The organism is Mesorhizobium sp. B2-1-3A, from assembly GCF_006442655.1.
In the GTDB taxonomy this organism is placed as follows: Bacteria; Pseudomonadota; Alphaproteobacteria; order Rhizobiales; family Rhizobiaceae; genus Mesorhizobium.
In genome coordinates this window covers 449,366-465,955 of sequence record NZ_VFWK01000003.1, presented here as the reverse complement: position 1 = coordinate 465,955, position 16,590 = coordinate 449,366, and the positions used below count along the sequence as shown (strand labels likewise).

Sequence of the window (16,590 nt, the reverse complement as noted above, 5' to 3'; positions counted from 1 at the left end):
ATCGAATTTCCCAAGCGAGATTACCCTCGTTGAGGATTTTGTCAGTATTTTGAATGTCGCTACGCCATCAGGCCTGCCATCATCAAATGTGCCGGAACGCCGTCGATTGGTTCTGGACAACAACAGAAGAGTAGCAAAGACGACGGTTCGTCGCTATCTGAATGGCATTGGAACGTTTGCACCGGCAAACAGCCTGCGGATGGCGCAGAACAAGTTGGAACAGGACCATGGCTGCGAGGGATGTGCTGACGAAAAACCAGTTGTGCGTGCTCGAGAAGCTCGAGACCGCCAGCGGACCGCTCAGTGCCTATACCTTGCTCGACCAGTTGCGTGAGCGCGGCTTCCGCGCGCCGCTGCAGGTCTATCGCGCGCTCGACACGCTGGTGAAGTCCGGCTTCGTGCACCGGCTGGAAAGCATCAATTCCTTCGTCGCCTGCGCCGAGCCGCACGACCACAGTCATTCGATGACAGCTTTCGCGATCTGCGACACGTGCGGGCAGGTGAACGAAATGTCGGATCACGACGTCGACCACCGGCTGAACGAATGGGTGAGTTCGACCGGCTTCGCCGCCAAGAAGGCGGTGATCGAGTTTCGCGGCACATGTGCCAAGTGCCGGGCCGAAGCGGCCTAGGGCCTGTTCCATGCCGATGGAATCGGGATGAGGCTCTTTCCTTGTTTCAGCCCGATCTCTTGCGAAAACCGGTTTCCGCTTTTCAGCATCATGCCTTAACGCGCGGTCGACCAGGCGAACCAGACTGCAACGAGCGCCAGCAAGGCCGAAAGCAGCCGTCGGCTGGTCCGCTCCAGCCGTGGATCGTTTAGGAATGGCTGCAGGGCTCCGGCCAATATGACAATCAGTGCATGGATGGCGGTCGCCACAGCCACATAGATCAAGGTCAGCACGACAGTTTGGGCAAGTATCGGTCGTCCAGCCTCGACGAAGGTCGGCAGTACGGCGACATAGAAGATCGCCGCCTTCGGATTGAGGAGATTGGTGACAAGCCCGCGCAAGAAATATTTCCCGCCCGGATCGCTATCGCTCGAGACCACATCGGTCCCAGCGGTCCAGCCCTCCCAGGCGAGATAAAGCAGGAACAGTATGCCTGCCCAGCGGAGCCCCTCGTAAAGCAAGGATGAAGCCTGGATCAGTTCGGCAACGCCCAAGGCAGCGATGCCGCCGATGAACGCGAGGCCCACCGCGATGCCGGCCACGGTGGCGAAGCCGGCGCGGCGACCGTCGCTCGCCGAGACCAGCGCCAGATAGGTCATGTTGGGGCCTGGCGTCAGTTCGATCAGCAGGGACGCAAGCGTGAACGACAGGAATGTGGCCGTCGAGAACGGCAGCATTGCCCCCACGTCAATGCGCCTCGTCCCAGTTGTTCGCCGCCCGCGCATCGACATGCAGCGGGACCGACATCGACACCGCCGGCATTGCCGCGTTTTCCATGACGTGGCGCACGACGGGGATCGTCGCCTCGACTTCCGCCTCGACCGTTTCGAAGATCAGTTCGTCATGCACCTGCAAGAGCATGCGGGCCGACAGCTTGGCCTTCTCCAGCGCTTCCTCCATGCGCACCATGGCGCGGCGGATGATGTCGGCGGCGGTGCCTTGCAGGCGGGCGTTGATCGAGGCGCGCTCGTTGAAAGCGCGCAGCGACGGGTTGGACGAGCGGATATCGGGATAATGGATGCGGCGGCCGAAGATCGTTTCGACGAAGCCGTGCTCACGGGCATAGGCCTTGGTTTCCTCGATATAATCGCGGATGCCTGGGAAGCGTTCGAAGTACTTCTTGATGTAGTTGCTGGCTTCCTCGCGCGGGATCGACAGCTGGTTGGCGAGGCCGAAGGCCGAGATGCCGTAGATGATGCCGAAATTGATCGCCTTGGCGCGGCGGCGTATCTCGGAAGGCATGCCTTCCACGGGAACGTTGAACATTTCCGATGCGGTGATGGCGTGGATATCGGCGCCATCGGCGAAAGCCTGCCGCAGCTGCGGGATCTCGGCGACATGGGCAAGCACGCGCAGTTCGATCTGGCTGTAGTCGGCCGAGACCAGCCGATTGCCCTTGTCGGCGATGAAGGCGGTCCTGATCTTGCGGCCTTCGGCGGTGCGCACCGGAATGTTCTGCAGGTTCGGGTCGGAGGATGACAGCCGGCCCGTCGTCGTCGCGGCCAGCGCGTAGGAGGTGTGGACGCGTTTTGTGTCGGGATGGATGAAGCCGGGCAGCGCATCGGTATAGGTCGATTTCAGCTTAGTGAGCTGGCGCCAGTCGACGATCTTGCGCGGCAGCTCGTGGCCTTCGGCGGCAAGGTCTTCCAGCAGCTGCGCCGAGGTCGACCATTGCCCGGTTTTGGTCTTGGAGCCGCCGGGCAGGCCCATGCGGCCGAACAATATGTCGCCGAGCTGCTTGGGCGAGCCGATGTTGATGCGTTCACCGATGAGCTGATAGATTTCCTCTTCGAGCCGGGCGGCACCTTGCGCCAGTTCGCCCGACAGCCTGGACAGGATCTGCCGGTCGACCGAGATGCCGCGCTGTTCCATGCGCGCCAGCACCGGCACCAGCGGCCGCTCCAGCCGCTCATAGACCGAGACCAGGCCCTTGGCGGCAAGTCGGGGCTTCAGCACCAGCCAGAGCCGCAGCGTCACGTCGGCGTCTTCGGCGGCGTGCGCGGTCGCCCTGTCGATGTCGACCTGGTCGAAACCGACCGAGCTCTTGCCCGAACCGGTCACATCCTTGAGCTGGAGCGGGGTGTGGCCAAGCCATTTCTCGGCCAGCGCGTCCATGCCGTGACCATGCGGGGTGCCGGCATCGAGGACGTAGGAGATCAGCATGGTGTCGTCGAACGGCGCGACATCGATGCCGTAGCGGCTCATGATGACCAGGTCGTATTTCAGGTTCTGCGCGATCTTGAGGACCGATTTGTCCTCGAGCAGCGGCTTCAGCGCCGCCAGAGCCTCGCGAAGCGGGATCTGGTTTTCGAGCGTGCCGCCGCCGAGCAGATCACCATTGCCGCTCTTGTGGGCGAAGGGAATGTAGCCGGCGCGGCCGGGCGCCGTGGCGATCGCCATGCCGATCAGTTCGGCCTGCATAGGATCTGCCGACGTCGCCCTGACGTCGAAGGCGGCGACGCCGGCCTCCCGCGCCTCGGCGACCCATGCTTTCAGCGTCGAGATATCGCGAATGCAGGGATAGGCCGAGGTGTCGATCTTGCGGGTTGCCGCGCGCTCCAGCCGCAAGGCCGAGAGCAGGGAAGGTGTATCGCCTTGCTTCGCAATGTCCGTCGCGGGCGCCGTTGCGTCCTCGGCTTGACCTGGCCCAGTGGCACCGCTCCGGGCCACAACCGGCGATCCGGCGCCCACATCGGGGCCATGTGCATTGTCGGCGCGCTCGACGGTCACCGCGACGGCCTGGACGTCGCCTGCCTCGGTGCCGGTCGCTTCCGCCACGCGGCGGGTCAGCGAGGTGAATTCCATGGTCTTCAAGAAACCGATCAGCTTCGGCCCGTCCGGCGCGTGGAGGACGAAATCGTCCAGCCCCTCGGCCACCGGCACGTCGTTCTTCAGCGTCACCAACTGGCGCGAGATCAGCGCCTTGTCGGTATTGGCGATGATCGATTCGCGCCTCTTGTCCTGCTTGATCTCGCCGGCGCGGGCCAGCAGCCCGTCGAGGTCGCCGAACTGCTCCAGCAACTGCGCCGCCGTCTTCGGCCCAATGCCCGGCACGCCAGGCACATTGTCGACCGAATCGCCGGTCAACGCCTGCAGATCGACCATCTTTTCCGGCGGCACGCCCCACTTCTCGATGACCTCGGGAATGCCGATCTGGCGATCCTTCATCGGGTCGTACATGCCGACCGTATCGCCGACCAGCTGCATCAAATCCTTGTCGGAGGAGATGATGGTGGTGTCGCCGCCGGCTTCGCGCGCCAGCCGGCAATAGGTGGCGATAAGATCGTCGGCCTCGAAGCCTTCCATCTCGATGCAGGGCAGGTTGAACGCCTTGGTCGCCTGGCGGATCAGGCCGAATTGCGGGATCAGGTCCTCGGGCGGCGCCGAACGGTTGGCCTTGTATTCGGGGTAGAGATCATTGCGGAAGGTCTTCGAGGAATAGTCGAAGATGACCGCGAAATGCGTCGGCACAATGCCTACATCGGTGTTGCGGGCATCCTGCATCAGCTTCCACAGCATGTTGCAGAAACCGGAAACGGCACCGACCGGCAGGCCGTCGGACTTGCGGGTCAGCGGCGGCAGGGCGTGATAGGCCCGGAAGATGTAGCCGGAACCGTCGATGAGGAAGAGATGGTCGCCTTTTTTCATGCCGGCAGGGATAGCGCGGCGCGATGGCTTGGTCCATGCCAAAGACATCGCCGGATATCGGTTCCGTCAACACCCTGACAGATTGGGTTATACAGATCCGCTCACGGGCACGTTACAAAAGTGTAACGTTGATGCCCTTGAATCGCCACCTTCACAGACCCAAATACACGTCATCGGCAGTTTTCGCCGAAGTCCGGAGCAAGGCCCGTCCCCCGCCTATCCCGGACAACTGCGGCAGCCTATCCCCCCCTCTCCGGGCTGCCGCATCGTTTCGAGTACGAGGCCGCCGTGGTTCCCCCTCCACCACGGCGGTCTTTTTTTGCCTTGTGGCGGCCGTTGCGGGCCGTGGTCCAATGGTCACGGGCTTTTCGTTTCGCCGCTCTGCCTTTACGGTTCTGGCACTGAATCGAAAGGCTTGCCAAATGTCCGCAGTTTCCCCCGTCCTCGACCGCCTCGACCAGAATCTCGACCAGAGCCTGGAGCGCCTGTTCGGCCTGCTCAGGATCAAGTCGATCTCCACCGATCCCGCCTATGCCGCCGACTGCCGCAAAGCGGCGGAATGGCTGGTGGCGGAACTCAAGCTGATCGGCTTCGATGCCAGCGTGCGCGACACGCCAGGACATCCGATGGTGGTTGCGCATCATGATGGGCCGGCCGGTTCGCCGCATGTGTTGTTCTATGGCCATTACGACGTGCAGCCGGTCGATCCGATCGAACTCTGGGAAAACGATCCGTTCGCGCCAGCGATCAAGGAGGTCGGCCCCGACCACAAGGTGATCACAGGGCGTGGCTCGGCCGACGACAAGGGCCAGTTGATGACTTTTGTCGAGGCTTGCCGCGCCTGGAAGCAGGAGCATGGCAACCTGCCGTGCCGTATCACCATCCTGTTCGAGGGTGAGGAGGAATCCGGCTCGCCGTCGCTGAAACCGTTCCTTGAGGCCAATGCCGAAGAGCTCAAGGCCGACTTCGCGCTGGTCTGCGATACCGGCATGTGGAACCGTGACACGCCGTCGATCTGCGTGGCACTGCGCGGGCTTGTCGGCGAGGAGATCACGATGAAGGCCGCCGACCGCGACCTGCATTCGGGGCTCTATGGCGGGGCCGCCGCCAACCCGATCCGCATCCTTGCCAAGGTGCTGGCCGACATCCATGACAAGGATGGCCACATCACCATTCCGGGTTTCTATGACGGTGTCGAGGAGACGCCGTCGCAGGTGCTGAAATCCTGGGAGACGCTCGGCGAGACGGCCGAGACCTTCCTTGGACCTGTCGGCCTGTCGATCCCATCAGGCGAAAAGGGCCGCTCGGTGCTGGAATTGACCTGGGCTCGGCCGACAGCCGAGTTCAACGGCATCATTGGCGGCTACACCGGCAAGGGGTTCAAGACTGTGATCTCGGCGGAAGCCTCCGCCAAGGTGTCGTTCCGCCTCGTCCACAAGCAGGATCCGAAGAAAATCCGCGCCGCCTTCCGCAAGTTCGTCGAAGACCGCATCCCGGCCGACTGCTCGGTCGAATTCCACGCCCATGGCGGTTCGCCGGCAATCCAGCTTTCCTACGATTCGCCGTTCCTGGCAAAGGCCAAGGATGCGCTGTCCGACGAATGGCCCAAGCCCGCGGTGACGACCGGCAGCGGCGGTTCGATCCCCGTGGTCGGCGACTTCCAGACCTATCTCGGCATGGAATCGCTGCTGGTCGGGTTTGGCCTCGACGACGACCGCATCCACTCGCCCAACGAGAAATACGAGCTGAACTCCTTCCACAAGGGGCAGCGCTCCTGGGCCCGCATTCTGGACGCGCTGACGCGCTGAGCGCGGGAAAGTCGTTTTCCTGTTGATTTTTCACCGGATCGCGGCGAGGACGGGGTACGCCGCGACCGGAGAAGACAATGGCCGACATTCGTTTCCACAAGCAGGATCTGTCCGACCTTTCGCATTACAATGTCGGGGCAGTGGCCATCGATACCGAGACGCTGGGGCTGAACCCGCATCGCGACCGGCTCTGCGTGGTGCAGATCTCGCCCGGCGACGGCAGCGCCGACGTCATCCAGATCGCACCCGGCCAGAAGAAGGCGCCGAACCTCGTCAGCCTGCTCAGGAACCGCAGCGTGACGAAGCTGTTCCACTACGGGCGCTTCGATCTCGCCGTGCTTTACAATGCCTTCGGGGTGATGCCGGAGCCGGTGTTCTGCACCAAGATCGCGTCGCGGCTGACGCGCACCTATACCGACCGTCACGGGTTGAAGGACATCTGCTACGAGTTGCTCGGCGTCGGCCTGTCCAAGGCGCAGCAATCGTCCGACTGGGCGGCTGAGACGCTGTCTCCCGAACAGCTCGAATATGCCGCTTCCGACGTGCTGTATCTGCACCGGCTGCGCGACGTGCTGGCCGGGCGGTTGGCACGCGATGGGCGGACCAAGGAGGCCGATGCCTGCTTCCGCTTCCTGCCGACGCGGGCCAAGCTTGACCTGATGGGCTGGGACGAAGAGGATATCTTCGCTCACAGCTGACCGTCTTCGCGGCGACCCGCGCCTCCGGCCGGTTGGAACCAGATGCCGGCCGTCGCGTTCTGTGGGCTTGAATTACTTGCTTTCGCGATTCCGGACGAAATACCGCTACACACGTCCCGGAATTGCTCGAAAAGGGGGACGAAATGGTGGACAGGAAGCCGATATCGACCGCGCCGACCGATGGCTCCAAGGTCACCATCACCTGGAAGGACAGCGACGGCGTGCTCAACGAATCCATCGGGCAATACCGCGATGACGGCTGGTGGGTCTATACCGACAGCCATACGCAAAAGAAGGTCGAGCCGACCAGCTGGCGGCCGACTTCCAGCGACGACGACGATCAATGAGCGCCGCTGGCGGGACCAGCTGCTTTCGAATAGCCTGAAGCCGTTGATATCGGGGCCGATTCGGAGCCTTCCGCTCCGCGTTCGCCCTCCTGCTCGGAGGAAATCGCCATGGGCGTCGAAAGCCTTCTCGTCTTCATCATCATTGGTGCCATCGCCGGCTGGCTTGCCGGTCTCATCGTTTCCGGTTTCGGCTTCGGCCTGATCGGCAACATCATCGTCGGCATCGTCGGCGCCTTCATCGCCGGCTGGCTGTTCCCGCGGATCGGTTTCTCCATCGGCGGCGGCATCATAGCTTCCATCATCCACGCCACGATCGGCGCCATCATCCTTTTGGTGCTGGTCAAGGTTCTGAAGCGAGCCTGAGGCTCGAAACGACAAAGGGCGCGCCGTGAAGCAGAACACACTCTACCTCCTCATTGGCGCGCTCGTCGTCGTTGTCATCGCGCTTGGCGCCTATGTCTACCGCGAGCAGACGAAGCCGAAAGGCGTCGAGCTCAAGATTGACGACAAGGGCATTTCGATCCAGCAGAACTGAGCCAGCCGCCGATTTGGGGTTGTCATGCCGCTTGATTTCCGGATGGCGGGCAGAGTTGATCGATAAAGGCGGGGGACGTGGCTGGCGGCCCGAAATCCGGGGCTGCGCGGCATTGCCGTCGCCCCAGGGTTCCCGCATTCCGCTTGACCGTCCAGGGCGCCATCAGGCTTAGTCGGCGCCGGCAAAAGCGGGGGCAGACAGCCATCAAATGGGCCGGGGGCAGCAAGACAATTCTCTATTTCCTCCATCGTTCGACCTCCCGTGCGGAGAACGGATGATCGCCGGAATAGACTTCAAGGCGAACGCGGCGGTGCGGGCGGCGCTTTCGGCGATCGGACGCACGGAAGACCTGCGCTTTTCACCGGACAATCGATTGCTGGCAATTGCCGGCTATGCGCGCAAGCGCTTGTTGGTCCTGCGCATCGACATCGAGGCCGGATCTGATGGTCCCGATGTGACGATCCGCGATTTCATGCAGCTGACGTCAGATAATATGGGCGAAATCCATGGCCTGGATTTCATCGATGACCGCACCCTGGCGATTGCCAACCGCGACGGGATGGTCGCTATATTCGGGTTGCCCCGCGAGGAGCCGGCCGGTCAAAGCCGCGAGATATCAGCCATTCGCCGAGTCCGGGGCAGGCGGCTTTGCAAACTGAATTCGCCGGGTTCGATTGCCGTCAGGCCCGAGTCGCGCGGCCGCGTCAGCCTTCTGGTCTGCAACAACTACACGCATCTGGTGACCCGCCATGTGATCAACCGGTGGCTTGGCTATCGCACGACAGGCAATCAGCGGCTGCTGGAGCGTGGTCTCGATATACCGGACGGTATTGCGCTCAGCCATGACGGCCGGTGGATCGCGGTCAGCAGCCACGGCACCCAGGACGTGAAACTCTACCGTATGTCCGCGTCGCTTGGGCCTGATACCGAACCCGCCGGGGTCCTACGGAACGCGGGCTATCCGCATGGTGTGCGTTTCACCAGGGATGACCGGCATATCATCGTCGCCGATGCAGGCAGCCGGGTCGTGAACGTCTACGCCGGCGACAGTGGCTGGAGCGGGCATCGCGCGCCGGTGCGCTCGGTTGCCGTGCTCGACGAGGAAACCTTCCTGCGCGGCAGGGCCAGCCCCGAGGAAGGCGGCCCGAAAGGCCTCGACATCGACCGGTCGAACAGTGTCGTGGCGGTGACCTGCGAGGAGCGGACGCTGGCCTTTTTCGCTCTGTCGTCGATACTCGGTGGCGTTGAAAATTGCCGGCAAGGCGAGGCCATTGCATCGGCGTGGCACCGGAACAGCGATCACTCCGACATGGAATTAGAATGACGGATCGACGCTTCGGCGCTATGATGTCGGTATAGGGCGTTTGGGGCCAACCAACCTAACGAGTAGGAGGTTGCCATGAAGCACCAAACACTGGACCAACTGCATGCAGTTGCCGAGGTCAGCACCACACAGCCGGTAATGAGTCGTACCCAGCGTCTTGTCCGTTGGGCAGAACTTCTTGAACGTGAGCCCAGCCGGCTGCTCACCGCGCTTGCCGGGACAGAATACCGTGCGCCGCCCGAGCGCGATGTCATGCGAGGCGATGGCTCGCCGATAGCGGTTGCCTTCACGGACCCCATATTGCACGACGAGGGTCTGAAAGACGACAGCTATGGCGAAGCCAAGCGCTTCTTCGAGCTGACCGACCACCAACTGCACGAGATCGTCTGTTACTGCCATGTCGGCGAGGTTATGCAATCGTCCAGGGCAGCGCTCTCGGTTCGTGCGGCGATCGGCTGACGCATGTCCACCAGGTGATCACCTGATGACGGGTGATTTAGGGCGCGGTCGAACGCGAAGTTGCAACCATTTGCGATCGCGCCCTAACGCGGAACATGTCCGCGACCGTCTTGGTCGCGGTTGAGAGTGGCCCCAGGCAAAAATGCCACGGCGAGGATTGTTCCATCGTGGTGGGCCGCCTGCCAGCGGCAAAAGCAGGTCTCGAACCGAGCGCTAAATGCCGGATCCCAGGCATTTGACTATCAATCGTTTTGAATTTTTCCGACTTAACCCGCCCTTAAATCGCCGCATCTACTCTTCAACCCGGACGCCATTGGCCCCGGGGATATCAAGCACAGCGCATGGCGAACCGCAGAGACAGCCGCATCGAGCCCAGTTTCGAGGGACCGCCACAGGCGCGATCCCAACCGGGTCTTTCGGTGAGCGAGGAGGATCGCGTCGTGCCAAGCAACCGCAAAGCCTCCGCCAAACGCAAATCGTCGAAGGCGAAATCGTCGCGCGGTGGGCGTGGCAGAAGCCGGCGCGGCCTGTTCGGCGTGCTCGGCCGGCTGTTCTACTGGTGCTTCGTGCTCGCCATCTGGGGCGGCATCGCGGTGGCCGGCGTCGTTATCTACTACGGGGCCAAGATGCCGGCGGCCACGACCTGGTCGATCCCCGACCGCGCTCCCAATATCAAGATTGTTTCGGCCGATGGCCAGTTGCTCGCCAATCGCGGCATGAGCGGTGGTGAAGCCGTCGGCCTGCACGAAATGTCGCCCTATATTCCGGAAGCCGTCATCGCCATCGAGGATCGCCGGTTCTATTCGCATTTCGGTGTCGACCCGATCGGCCTTTCGCGCGCCATGGTGACGAACCTGCTCGGCGGGCATTTCTCGCAAGGCGGCTCGACGCTGACGCAGCAATTGGCGAAGAACCTGTTCCTGAAGCCCGACCGCACACTGGAGCGCAAGGTGCAGGAGGTGCTTCTGGCGCTGTGGCTGGAGCACAAGCACACCAAGGACCAGATCCTCGAAATGTACCTCAACCGGGTCTATTTCGGCTCCGGCGCCTATGGCGTCGAGGCGGCTTCGCGGCGCTATTTCGGCAAGAGCGCTCGCGACGTCACCCTGTCGGAAGCAGCCCTGCTGGCCGGCTTGCTGAAAGCGCCGTCGCGGTTGTCGCCGGCGCGCGATCCGAAGGCCGCCGAGGAACGTTCGCAACTCGTGCTCGCCGCCATGCGCGAGGAGGGCAAGATCAGCGACAAGGAGCTGAAGACGGCGCTCAGCGCGCCGGCGACGCGCTCGCCGTCCTACTGGACCGGCTCGGAAAACTATGTCGCCGACGCCATCATGGAAGAACTGCCCGACCTGATCGGCGATGTGCGCGGCGATATCGTCATCGACTCCACCGTCGACCTGAACCTGCAGAAACTTGCCGAGCAATCGATCCGCAAACTGATCGACGACAGCGGCAAGAAGCTCAACGTCACCCAGGGCGCGCTTGTGTCGATCGACGATTCCGGCGCGGTGCGTGCCATGGTCGGCGGTTATGACTATTCGACCAGCCAGTTCGATCGCGCCTCGGAAGCGCGCCGCCAGCCCGGCTCGGCGTTCAAGCCGTTTGTCTATATGGCCGCCCTTGAGGCGGGCCGCACGCCCGACAGTGTGCGCAACGACGCGCCGATCAAGATCGGCAACTGGACACCCGACAATTACGGCGGCAAGTACTTTGGCAAGGTGACGCTGGCGACGGCGCTGGCCAAATCGCTGAACTCGGTCGCCGCGCAGCTGACCATGGAGGTCGGGCCGAACGCGGTGGTCGAGGCCGCGCATCGCATGGGCATCCAGTCCGATTTGCAGGCCAACACCTCGATTGCGCTCGGCACTTCGGAAGTGACGCCGCTGGAACTGACCTCGGCCTATGTGCCGTTCGCCAATGGCGGCTACAAGCCGGACATCCATTTCATCCGCCGCATCACCACCGCCGAGGGCAAGGTGCTCTATGACAGCGGTGGCGGCAACGCGCCGCGTGTCGTCAAGCCCGAGATCGTCGGCATGATGAATTCGATGATGATGGGCACGGTCGAGTTCGGCTCGGCAAAGAAGGCGGCCTTCGCCTGGCCGTCGGCAGGCAAGACCGGCACCAGCCAGAATTCGCGCGATGCCTGGTTCGTCGGCTACACCGCCAATCTCACCACCGGCGTGTGGTTCGGCAATGATGACGGCACGGCGATGAAGAAGGTGACCGGCGGCGCTCTGCCGGCGCAGGCCTGGCATGAGTTCATGGTCGCCGCGCATGAAGGCGTACCGGTGCGGCCGCTGCCCGGCACTTGGAAGTCGACGCCGGCCGATACAATCGTGCCCGACGACATACCTTCGGCCGACAACAACCAGCAGGCTCCGGTTCCGTCGGTATCCGTTGGCCAACAGGCGCCGGCCGCCCAGCCAGCAGCGCCGGCCCGCGTGGCGCGGCCTGCCCAGACCGTCGATGCCGACGGCTTCAACATGCCCGCGGATGACGGCACCACCGCTTCGGTCGGGCATCCCGTGCCACCAGGCAGTGTCGGCGGCCCGCTCAAGAAGCGGCAGACCTCGATCCTGGATATTCTGGGCGGCGGCTGACGGCGACGGCCTCGGCGGTTTGCAGCGGCGTCAATCCGCCTCTCGCCAGCGCCACGGTGTTCGGCTACATCTCCGGCCCGGAGACCGTGACATGGCTGAACTCGACACTAGAAAAACCATCGTGCTGACCGGCGCCAGCCGCGGCATCGGCCACGCCACGGTCAAGCGCTTTTCGCGCGAGGGCTGGCGCGTCATCACCTGCTCGCGCCAGGCTTTCGCCGAGGATTGCCCGTGGCCGGCCGGTCCGGAAGACCACATCAAGGTCGATCTTGCCGACCAGGAAGATGTCGGCATCGCCGTCTCGGAGATCCGCCATCGGCTGGAAGCGCATGGCGGCCAGTTGCATGCGCTGGTCAACAATGCCGGTATCTCGCCCAAGCTCAAGGACGGCAACAGCCGTATGAACTCGATCGACACGCCGATGCATGTCTGGCGCGACGTGTTCCAAGTCAATTTCTTCGCGCCGATCATGCTTGCGCGGGGGTTGTTCAAGGAGTTGGCCGCGGCCAAGGGCTCGATCGTCAACGTCACCTCGATCGCCGGCACGCGCGTGCATCCTTTTGCCGGTACCGCCTATGCAACCTCGAAGGCGGCTCTCGGCTCACTGACGCGCGAGATGGCGCATGATTTCGGCCCGCACGGCATCCGCGTCAACGCCATCGCGCCGGGCGAGATCGACACCGCGATCCTGTCGCCGGGCACGGACAAGATCGTCGAGACCATTCCGCTCAGGCGTCTCGGCACCACGGCCGAGGTCGCGGACATCATCTTCTTCCTGTGCTCGCAGCAGGCCTCCTATGTGACCGGCTCGGAAATCCACATCAATGGTGGCCAGCACGTGTGAGGCGGGGGCTCATCCTGCGATCGTGAGAACGGCCTTGCCGCTGAAGCTGCGCTGCCGCAGGGCGTCCAGGGCCTGGGCGATATCATTCCACGGCACGGTCAGGGCGACGCGGGTTTCCAGCCGACCAGCCGCGACCAGGGCGAGCAGAGCGGCGATGTCGGCGCCGATGCCTGAGCCGGACGTGTAGTAGGCGAAGGTCTGAAGCCTCGCCCCCTCATGGCCTGGAACGAACTGGCGGAAGCCAACCGGCGTGAGTTCGCCGCTGCTCGAACCGAACATGACGATGGTCCCGCCGGGTGCGACGCGTTCGATCGCGTGGGCGAGGCTCTCGCCGCCGACCGACTCGGTGATCAGCGAGAAAGGACCTTCGGCCAGTTCGATCGCCTCGACCATCTGCTGGGCGCCGAGATCGCGGAGATCCCCGGCATGCCGGGCGGCTGCGATCGCGGTCACCGAGGCGCCTTGCTCGCGGGCGATCTGGATCTGGAAACGGCCGACCGCGCCGCTCGCGCCGGTGATCAGGACCTTTAGGCCGGCGAGGTCACCGCCATGGCGCAACGTCCTCAGCGCCGTCGTGCCCGCGACCGGAAGCGTGGCCGCCGAGATGAAGCCGACCTCATCGGGCAGGACGGCGAGACGATCGGTCGGAACGGCGACACGTTCGGCCCAGCCGGCTTCGTCGACCAGGGCCACGACCCTTGTGCCGACGGCCGGCCCGGAGCCATCGGCCGCCGCCTGCTCCACGACCCCAACGACGTCCTGGCCAGGTATCCAGCCGTTCGCGCGTATGGCCAGCAGGCGCAGTTCGCCGCGGTTCAACGAGGTTGCGTGGACGGCGATCAGCGCTTCGTTCGCGCAAGGGCGTGGCTCGTCCACCTCGGTGAGTTTCAATCTGGCTGCGTTGTCGGAACAGACGGTGAGCGCGAGCATGGGTACACCTTTGCCAATGGTGGCGAAAACGACCCCGAGCCTACCGATTTGTGCGATCGAATAATCTAGATATAAAATCAATCGATCGCTAAAAACGGGCAATCATGAGACAACCTCTCCGATACCCATGGCTCGATTTCGATGTCGACGACGTCCTTGCTCCGGCGATCGCGGTGCGCGTCGACGTCACCGAAACCAAGGCCGAGGTGTCGCAGCATTGGCATCGCAAGGGACAACTCGTCTTCGCGCTCGGCGGCGGCGTCACCTGCCGCGTTCCCAGTGGCCTCTGGATGGTGCCGCCACATTGCGGCGTGTGGGTGCCAAGCCGCATGCGGCACAGCAACATCGCCACGGCCAATGCGCGGATTTTCTTCGTTTACATCGAGCCGGGCGCGGCCGAACTGCCGGATCGGTGCTGTACGCTTTCGATCTCGCCGCTGCTGCGTGAACTCATCATCGAACTGTCGGACTGCGCACCTGACGACGCGAGGTGCGCTTTCCTGGGGAATTTCCTGCTCGCCGAACTGCCTGATATGCCGGTCCAGCAATTGCATCTGCCTCTGTCTTCCGAGCCGCGCTTGCGGCGGATCGCCGAAGCGTTGGCGGACGATCCGGCTGACCGCAGCACGCTGGCGGAGTGGGCCAGCCGCGTTGCACTCAGCCAGAGCAGTCTCGCCCGTCTCGTCGTAAAGGAGACTGGCTTAAGCTTCGGCCGCTGGCGCCAGCAATTGCACTTGATCGTCGCGATAAGGGAGCTGGCTTCCGGGGCAAGCGTTCAGCGGGTTTCGGGCGATCTGGGCTATGAGTCCGTCACCGCCTTCATCACCATGTTCAAAAAGGCGCTCGGCAAGCCTCCCGCACAGTATCTCAGCAGCATCGCACGCAATGGCGGGTCTGCTTTCGTGGCGTGATCAGGCGGCGGACGGTTCAGTCGCGGATGGCTTGTTACCGAGCACCTCTTCCACGATCCCGCGCGCGATCTCCCGTTCGCCCATGATCACCGTGTCGGCGCCGAGCCCTTTGAGATGCTCGACCTCGGCATCGGAATGGGCGCGGGCGACGACGTTGATGCCGGGTTTGGCGGCGCGCGCGCGCAGTACGATCTGGCCGGCCTCGAACGCGTTGGGGATGGCGAGGATCAGCCGGCTGGCGCCTTCGGGATTGGCGGCGGCGAACACTTCGGCGTTGGCCGCATTGCCGGCGACGGTTTCGATGCCGTCCGCTTTCAGCCTGGCCAGCGTCTTGTCGGCGTCCTCAATGACGAGGAAGGGCAGGGCAGCATCTTTCAGCGCGGCACCGACAAGGCTGCCGACACGGCCGTAGCCGATCAGGATGGCATGGCCGGCAAGTGTCGTCCTCGGCGGCGGGCCGTCTTCCTTCCTGGACGTGGCGGCAACCGAAGCCACCTGGCCTGGTTCCGTCGCCGGGCCGACGGGCTTTGCGTCCGCCGGCGGTGCCGTCTTGGCGGCGCGGGCTTCCAGCCAAGGTTTCATCCAGTCGATGATCAGGAACATCAGCGGGTTGAGCACGATCGACAGGATGGCGCCGGCCAGGATCAGGTCGCGGCCCTGCTCGGGCAGAAGTTTCAGCCCGACGCCGAGCTCGGCCAGGATGAAGGAGAATTCGCCGATCTGGGCAAGGCTTGCCGAAATCATCAGGGCCGTGGCCAGGGGATAGCCGAAGGCGACGACGATGACGAACGCGGCCAGCGACTTGCCGATGACGATGATGGCCAGCGTCGCCAGGATCGGCAGGCCGTTGCTGATCAGGCTGAACGGGTCGAACAGCATGCCGACCGAAACGAAGAACAGCACCGAGAATGCATCGCGCAGCGGCAGCGATTCTTCCGCCGCGCGGTGGCTGAGCTCGGACTCGCTCATGATCATGCCGGCGAAGAAGGCGCCGAGCGCCAGCGAGACGCCGAACAGTTTTGCCGCGCCGAAGGCGACGCCGAGCGCAATGGCGAGCACGGAGAGACGGAACAGTTCGCGAGACCCGGTATGGGCGACGTAGTGCAGGATCCAGGGAATGACCCGGCGGCCGACCACCAGCATGACGACGACGAAGGCGGCGACCTTGGCCAGCGTAACGCCGACGATGCCCCAGATGCCGTAGCTGGCCGGCAACGACAGCAGGCCGCTGACATGGGCTTCGGCCTGTTCCTGGCCACCCAGCACGCCGGCAAGGGCCGGCAGCAGCACCAGCGCCAGCACCATGGCCAGGTCCTCGACGATCAGCCAGCCGACGGCGATGCGGCCGCGCTCGGTCTCGATAAGCCGGCGTTCCTGAAGCGCGCGCAGCAGCACCACGGTCGAGGCGACCGACAGCGCCAGGCCGAACACCAGGCCCGCGCCCACCGACCAGCCGAGCATCCAGGACAGCCCGGCGCCGAGTGCCGTGGCGAAGCCGATCTGGACGATGGCGCCGGGCACGGCGATGGCGCGCACCGACAGCAGGTCCTTGAGCGAGAAATGCAGGCCGACGCCGAACATCAGCAGGATGACGCCGATTTCGGCCAGTTCATTGGCAAGGCCGGCATCGGCGACGAAACCGGGCGTGTTCGGCCCGACCAGCACGCCGGCTACGAGATAACCGACCAGCGGCGGAATTCGGAACCGATTGGCGAGAGCTCCGAAGACGAAAGCCAGCCCCAGACCGGCGACGATGGTGGCGATAAGGGGCGTGTCATGCGGCATTGTCTATGGAGCGCCTTTCAAGCTAGCGAT

At 63.7% G+C, this 16,590-nt stretch carries 15 protein-coding genes; 11 read left to right on the top strand and 4 right to left on the bottom strand.

Features of this window, described 5'->3' with window-relative positions; translation table 11 throughout:
- Positions 1–227 precede the first annotated feature (227 nt).
- Complete coding sequence (locus tag FJ977_RS13570; RefSeq protein WP_140772085.1) at positions 228–632, top strand: Fur family transcriptional regulator; 405 nt, start codon at positions 228–230, stop codon at positions 630–632.
- Between the two features lie 95 nt (positions 633–727).
- Here FJ977_RS13570 and FJ977_RS13565 read toward each other — a convergent pair whose 3' ends face one another.
- Together FJ977_RS13565 and polA are read right to left on the bottom strand one after the other, a co-directional pair.
- On the bottom strand, positions 728–1,348 hold the full coding sequence (locus tag FJ977_RS13565) for a LysE family translocator (RefSeq protein ID WP_140772795.1): 621 nt from the start codon (positions 1,346–1,348) through the stop codon (positions 728–730).
- A 10-nt stretch (positions 1,349–1,358) separates the two neighbouring features.
- Positions 1,359–4,319, bottom strand: coding sequence for a DNA polymerase I (gene polA / locus FJ977_RS13560; protein ID WP_181179865.1), 2,961 nt, complete (start codon positions 4,317–4,319; stop codon positions 1,359–1,361).
- A 422-nt stretch (positions 4,320–4,741) separates the two neighbouring features.
- On the opposite strand from polA, the gene FJ977_RS13555 reads away from it, so the two are divergent.
- From FJ977_RS13555 to FJ977_RS13515, 9 genes are all read left to right on the top strand, one after another.
- Complete coding sequence (locus FJ977_RS13555; RefSeq protein ID WP_140772083.1) at positions 4,742–6,127, top strand: M20/M25/M40 family metallo-hydrolase; 1,386 nt, start codon at positions 4,742–4,744, stop codon at positions 6,125–6,127.
- A gap of 77 nt (positions 6,128–6,204) precedes the next feature.
- Positions 6,205–6,825, top strand: a complete 621-nt coding sequence (locus tag FJ977_RS13550) for a ribonuclease D (protein WP_140772082.1) — start codon at positions 6,205–6,207, stop codon at positions 6,823–6,825.
- A 143-nt stretch (positions 6,826–6,968) separates the two neighbouring features.
- A complete protein-coding gene (locus FJ977_RS13545) occupies positions 6,969–7,172 on the top strand; it encodes a hypothetical protein (protein WP_140772080.1) in 204 nt (67 codons plus the stop codon).
- A 108-nt stretch (positions 7,173–7,280) separates the two neighbouring features.
- On the top strand, positions 7,281–7,535 hold the full coding sequence (locus FJ977_RS13540; RefSeq protein ID WP_027056594.1) for a GlsB/YeaQ/YmgE family stress response membrane protein: 255 nt from the start codon (positions 7,281–7,283) through the stop codon (positions 7,533–7,535).
- Positions 7,536–7,560: 25 nt separating this feature from the next.
- Positions 7,561–7,707 (top strand): hypothetical protein, encoded by a 147-nt coding sequence (locus FJ977_RS13535; RefSeq protein WP_027031097.1) that lies wholly within the window; start codon positions 7,561–7,563, stop codon positions 7,705–7,707.
- A 274-nt stretch (positions 7,708–7,981) separates the two neighbouring features.
- Positions 7,982–9,031, top strand: a complete 1,050-nt coding sequence (locus FJ977_RS13530) for a lactonase family protein (protein ID WP_246683065.1) — start codon at positions 7,982–7,984, stop codon at positions 9,029–9,031.
- Positions 9,032–9,106: 75 nt separating this feature from the next.
- Positions 9,107–9,490, top strand: a complete 384-nt coding sequence (locus FJ977_RS13525) for a hypothetical protein (RefSeq protein WP_140772078.1) — start codon at positions 9,107–9,109, stop codon at positions 9,488–9,490.
- Between the two features lie 341 nt (positions 9,491–9,831).
- Positions 9,832–12,090 (top strand): transglycosylase domain-containing protein, encoded by a 2,259-nt coding sequence (locus tag FJ977_RS13520; RefSeq protein WP_056577840.1) that lies wholly within the window; start codon positions 9,832–9,834, stop codon positions 12,088–12,090.
- Between the two features lie 91 nt (positions 12,091–12,181).
- The gene (locus FJ977_RS13515; RefSeq protein WP_027023639.1) at positions 12,182–12,934 is read left to right on the top strand and encodes an SDR family oxidoreductase; all 753 of its coding nucleotides are present in this window, start codon (positions 12,182–12,184) and stop codon (positions 12,932–12,934) included.
- A 9-nt stretch (positions 12,935–12,943) separates the two neighbouring features.
- On the opposite strand, the gene FJ977_RS13510 is transcribed toward FJ977_RS13515, so the two are convergent.
- The gene (locus FJ977_RS13510; RefSeq protein ID WP_140772077.1) at positions 12,944–13,864 is read right to left on the bottom strand and encodes a zinc-binding dehydrogenase; all 921 of its coding nucleotides are present in this window, start codon (positions 13,862–13,864) and stop codon (positions 12,944–12,946) included.
- A gap of 104 nt (positions 13,865–13,968) precedes the next feature.
- Between FJ977_RS13510 and FJ977_RS13505 the strand changes: the two genes are divergently transcribed.
- On the top strand, positions 13,969–14,775 hold the full coding sequence (locus FJ977_RS13505; RefSeq protein ID WP_140772075.1) for a helix-turn-helix transcriptional regulator: 807 nt from the start codon (positions 13,969–13,971) through the stop codon (positions 14,773–14,775).
- Here the strand turns inward: FJ977_RS13505 and FJ977_RS13500 are convergent, their stop codons facing one another.
- On the bottom strand, positions 14,776–16,560 hold the full coding sequence (locus tag FJ977_RS13500) for a cation:proton antiporter (RefSeq protein WP_140772073.1): 1,785 nt from the start codon (positions 16,558–16,560) through the stop codon (positions 14,776–14,778).
- Positions 16,561–16,590: the final 30 nt, after the last annotated feature.

Bases quoted from the DNA above. Each gene is read 5' to 3' on its own strand.
- FJ977_RS13540 (WP_027056594.1), top strand. From the start codon at position 7,281: ATGGGCGTCGAAAGCCTTCTCGTCTTCATCATCATTGGTGCCATCGCC.
- FJ977_RS13510 (WP_140772077.1), bottom strand. From the start codon at position 13,864: ATGCTCGCGCTCACCGTCTGTTCCGACAACGCAGCCAGATTGAAACTC.
- FJ977_RS13500 (WP_140772073.1), bottom strand. From the start codon at position 16,560: ATGCCGCATGACACGCCCCTTATCGCCACCATCGTCGCCGGTCTGGGG.
- FJ977_RS13555 (WP_140772083.1), top strand. From the start codon at position 4,742: ATGTCCGCAGTTTCCCCCGTCCTCGACCGCCTCGACCAGAATCTCGAC.
- FJ977_RS13505 (WP_140772075.1), top strand. From the start codon at position 13,969: ATGAGACAACCTCTCCGATACCCATGGCTCGATTTCGATGTCGACGAC.
- FJ977_RS13520 (WP_056577840.1), top strand. From the start codon at position 9,832: ATGGCGAACCGCAGAGACAGCCGCATCGAGCCCAGTTTCGAGGGACCG.
- FJ977_RS13550 (WP_140772082.1), top strand. From the start codon at position 6,205: ATGGCCGACATTCGTTTCCACAAGCAGGATCTGTCCGACCTTTCGCAT.
- FJ977_RS13570 (WP_140772085.1), top strand. From the start codon at position 228: ATGGCTGCGAGGGATGTGCTGACGAAAAACCAGTTGTGCGTGCTCGAG.
- FJ977_RS13545 (WP_140772080.1), top strand. From the start codon at position 6,969: ATGGTGGACAGGAAGCCGATATCGACCGCGCCGACCGATGGCTCCAAG.
- FJ977_RS13515 (WP_027023639.1), top strand. From the start codon at position 12,182: ATGGCTGAACTCGACACTAGAAAAACCATCGTGCTGACCGGCGCCAGC.
- FJ977_RS13525 (WP_140772078.1), top strand. From the start codon at position 9,107: ATGAAGCACCAAACACTGGACCAACTGCATGCAGTTGCCGAGGTCAGC.
- FJ977_RS13530 (WP_246683065.1), top strand. From the start codon at position 7,982: ATGATCGCCGGAATAGACTTCAAGGCGAACGCGGCGGTGCGGGCGGCG.
- FJ977_RS13565 (WP_140772795.1), bottom strand. From the start codon at position 1,348: ATGCTGCCGTTCTCGACGGCCACATTCCTGTCGTTCACGCTTGCGTCC.
- polA (WP_181179865.1), bottom strand. From the start codon at position 4,319: ATGAAAAAAGGCGACCATCTCTTCCTCATCGACGGTTCCGGCTACATC.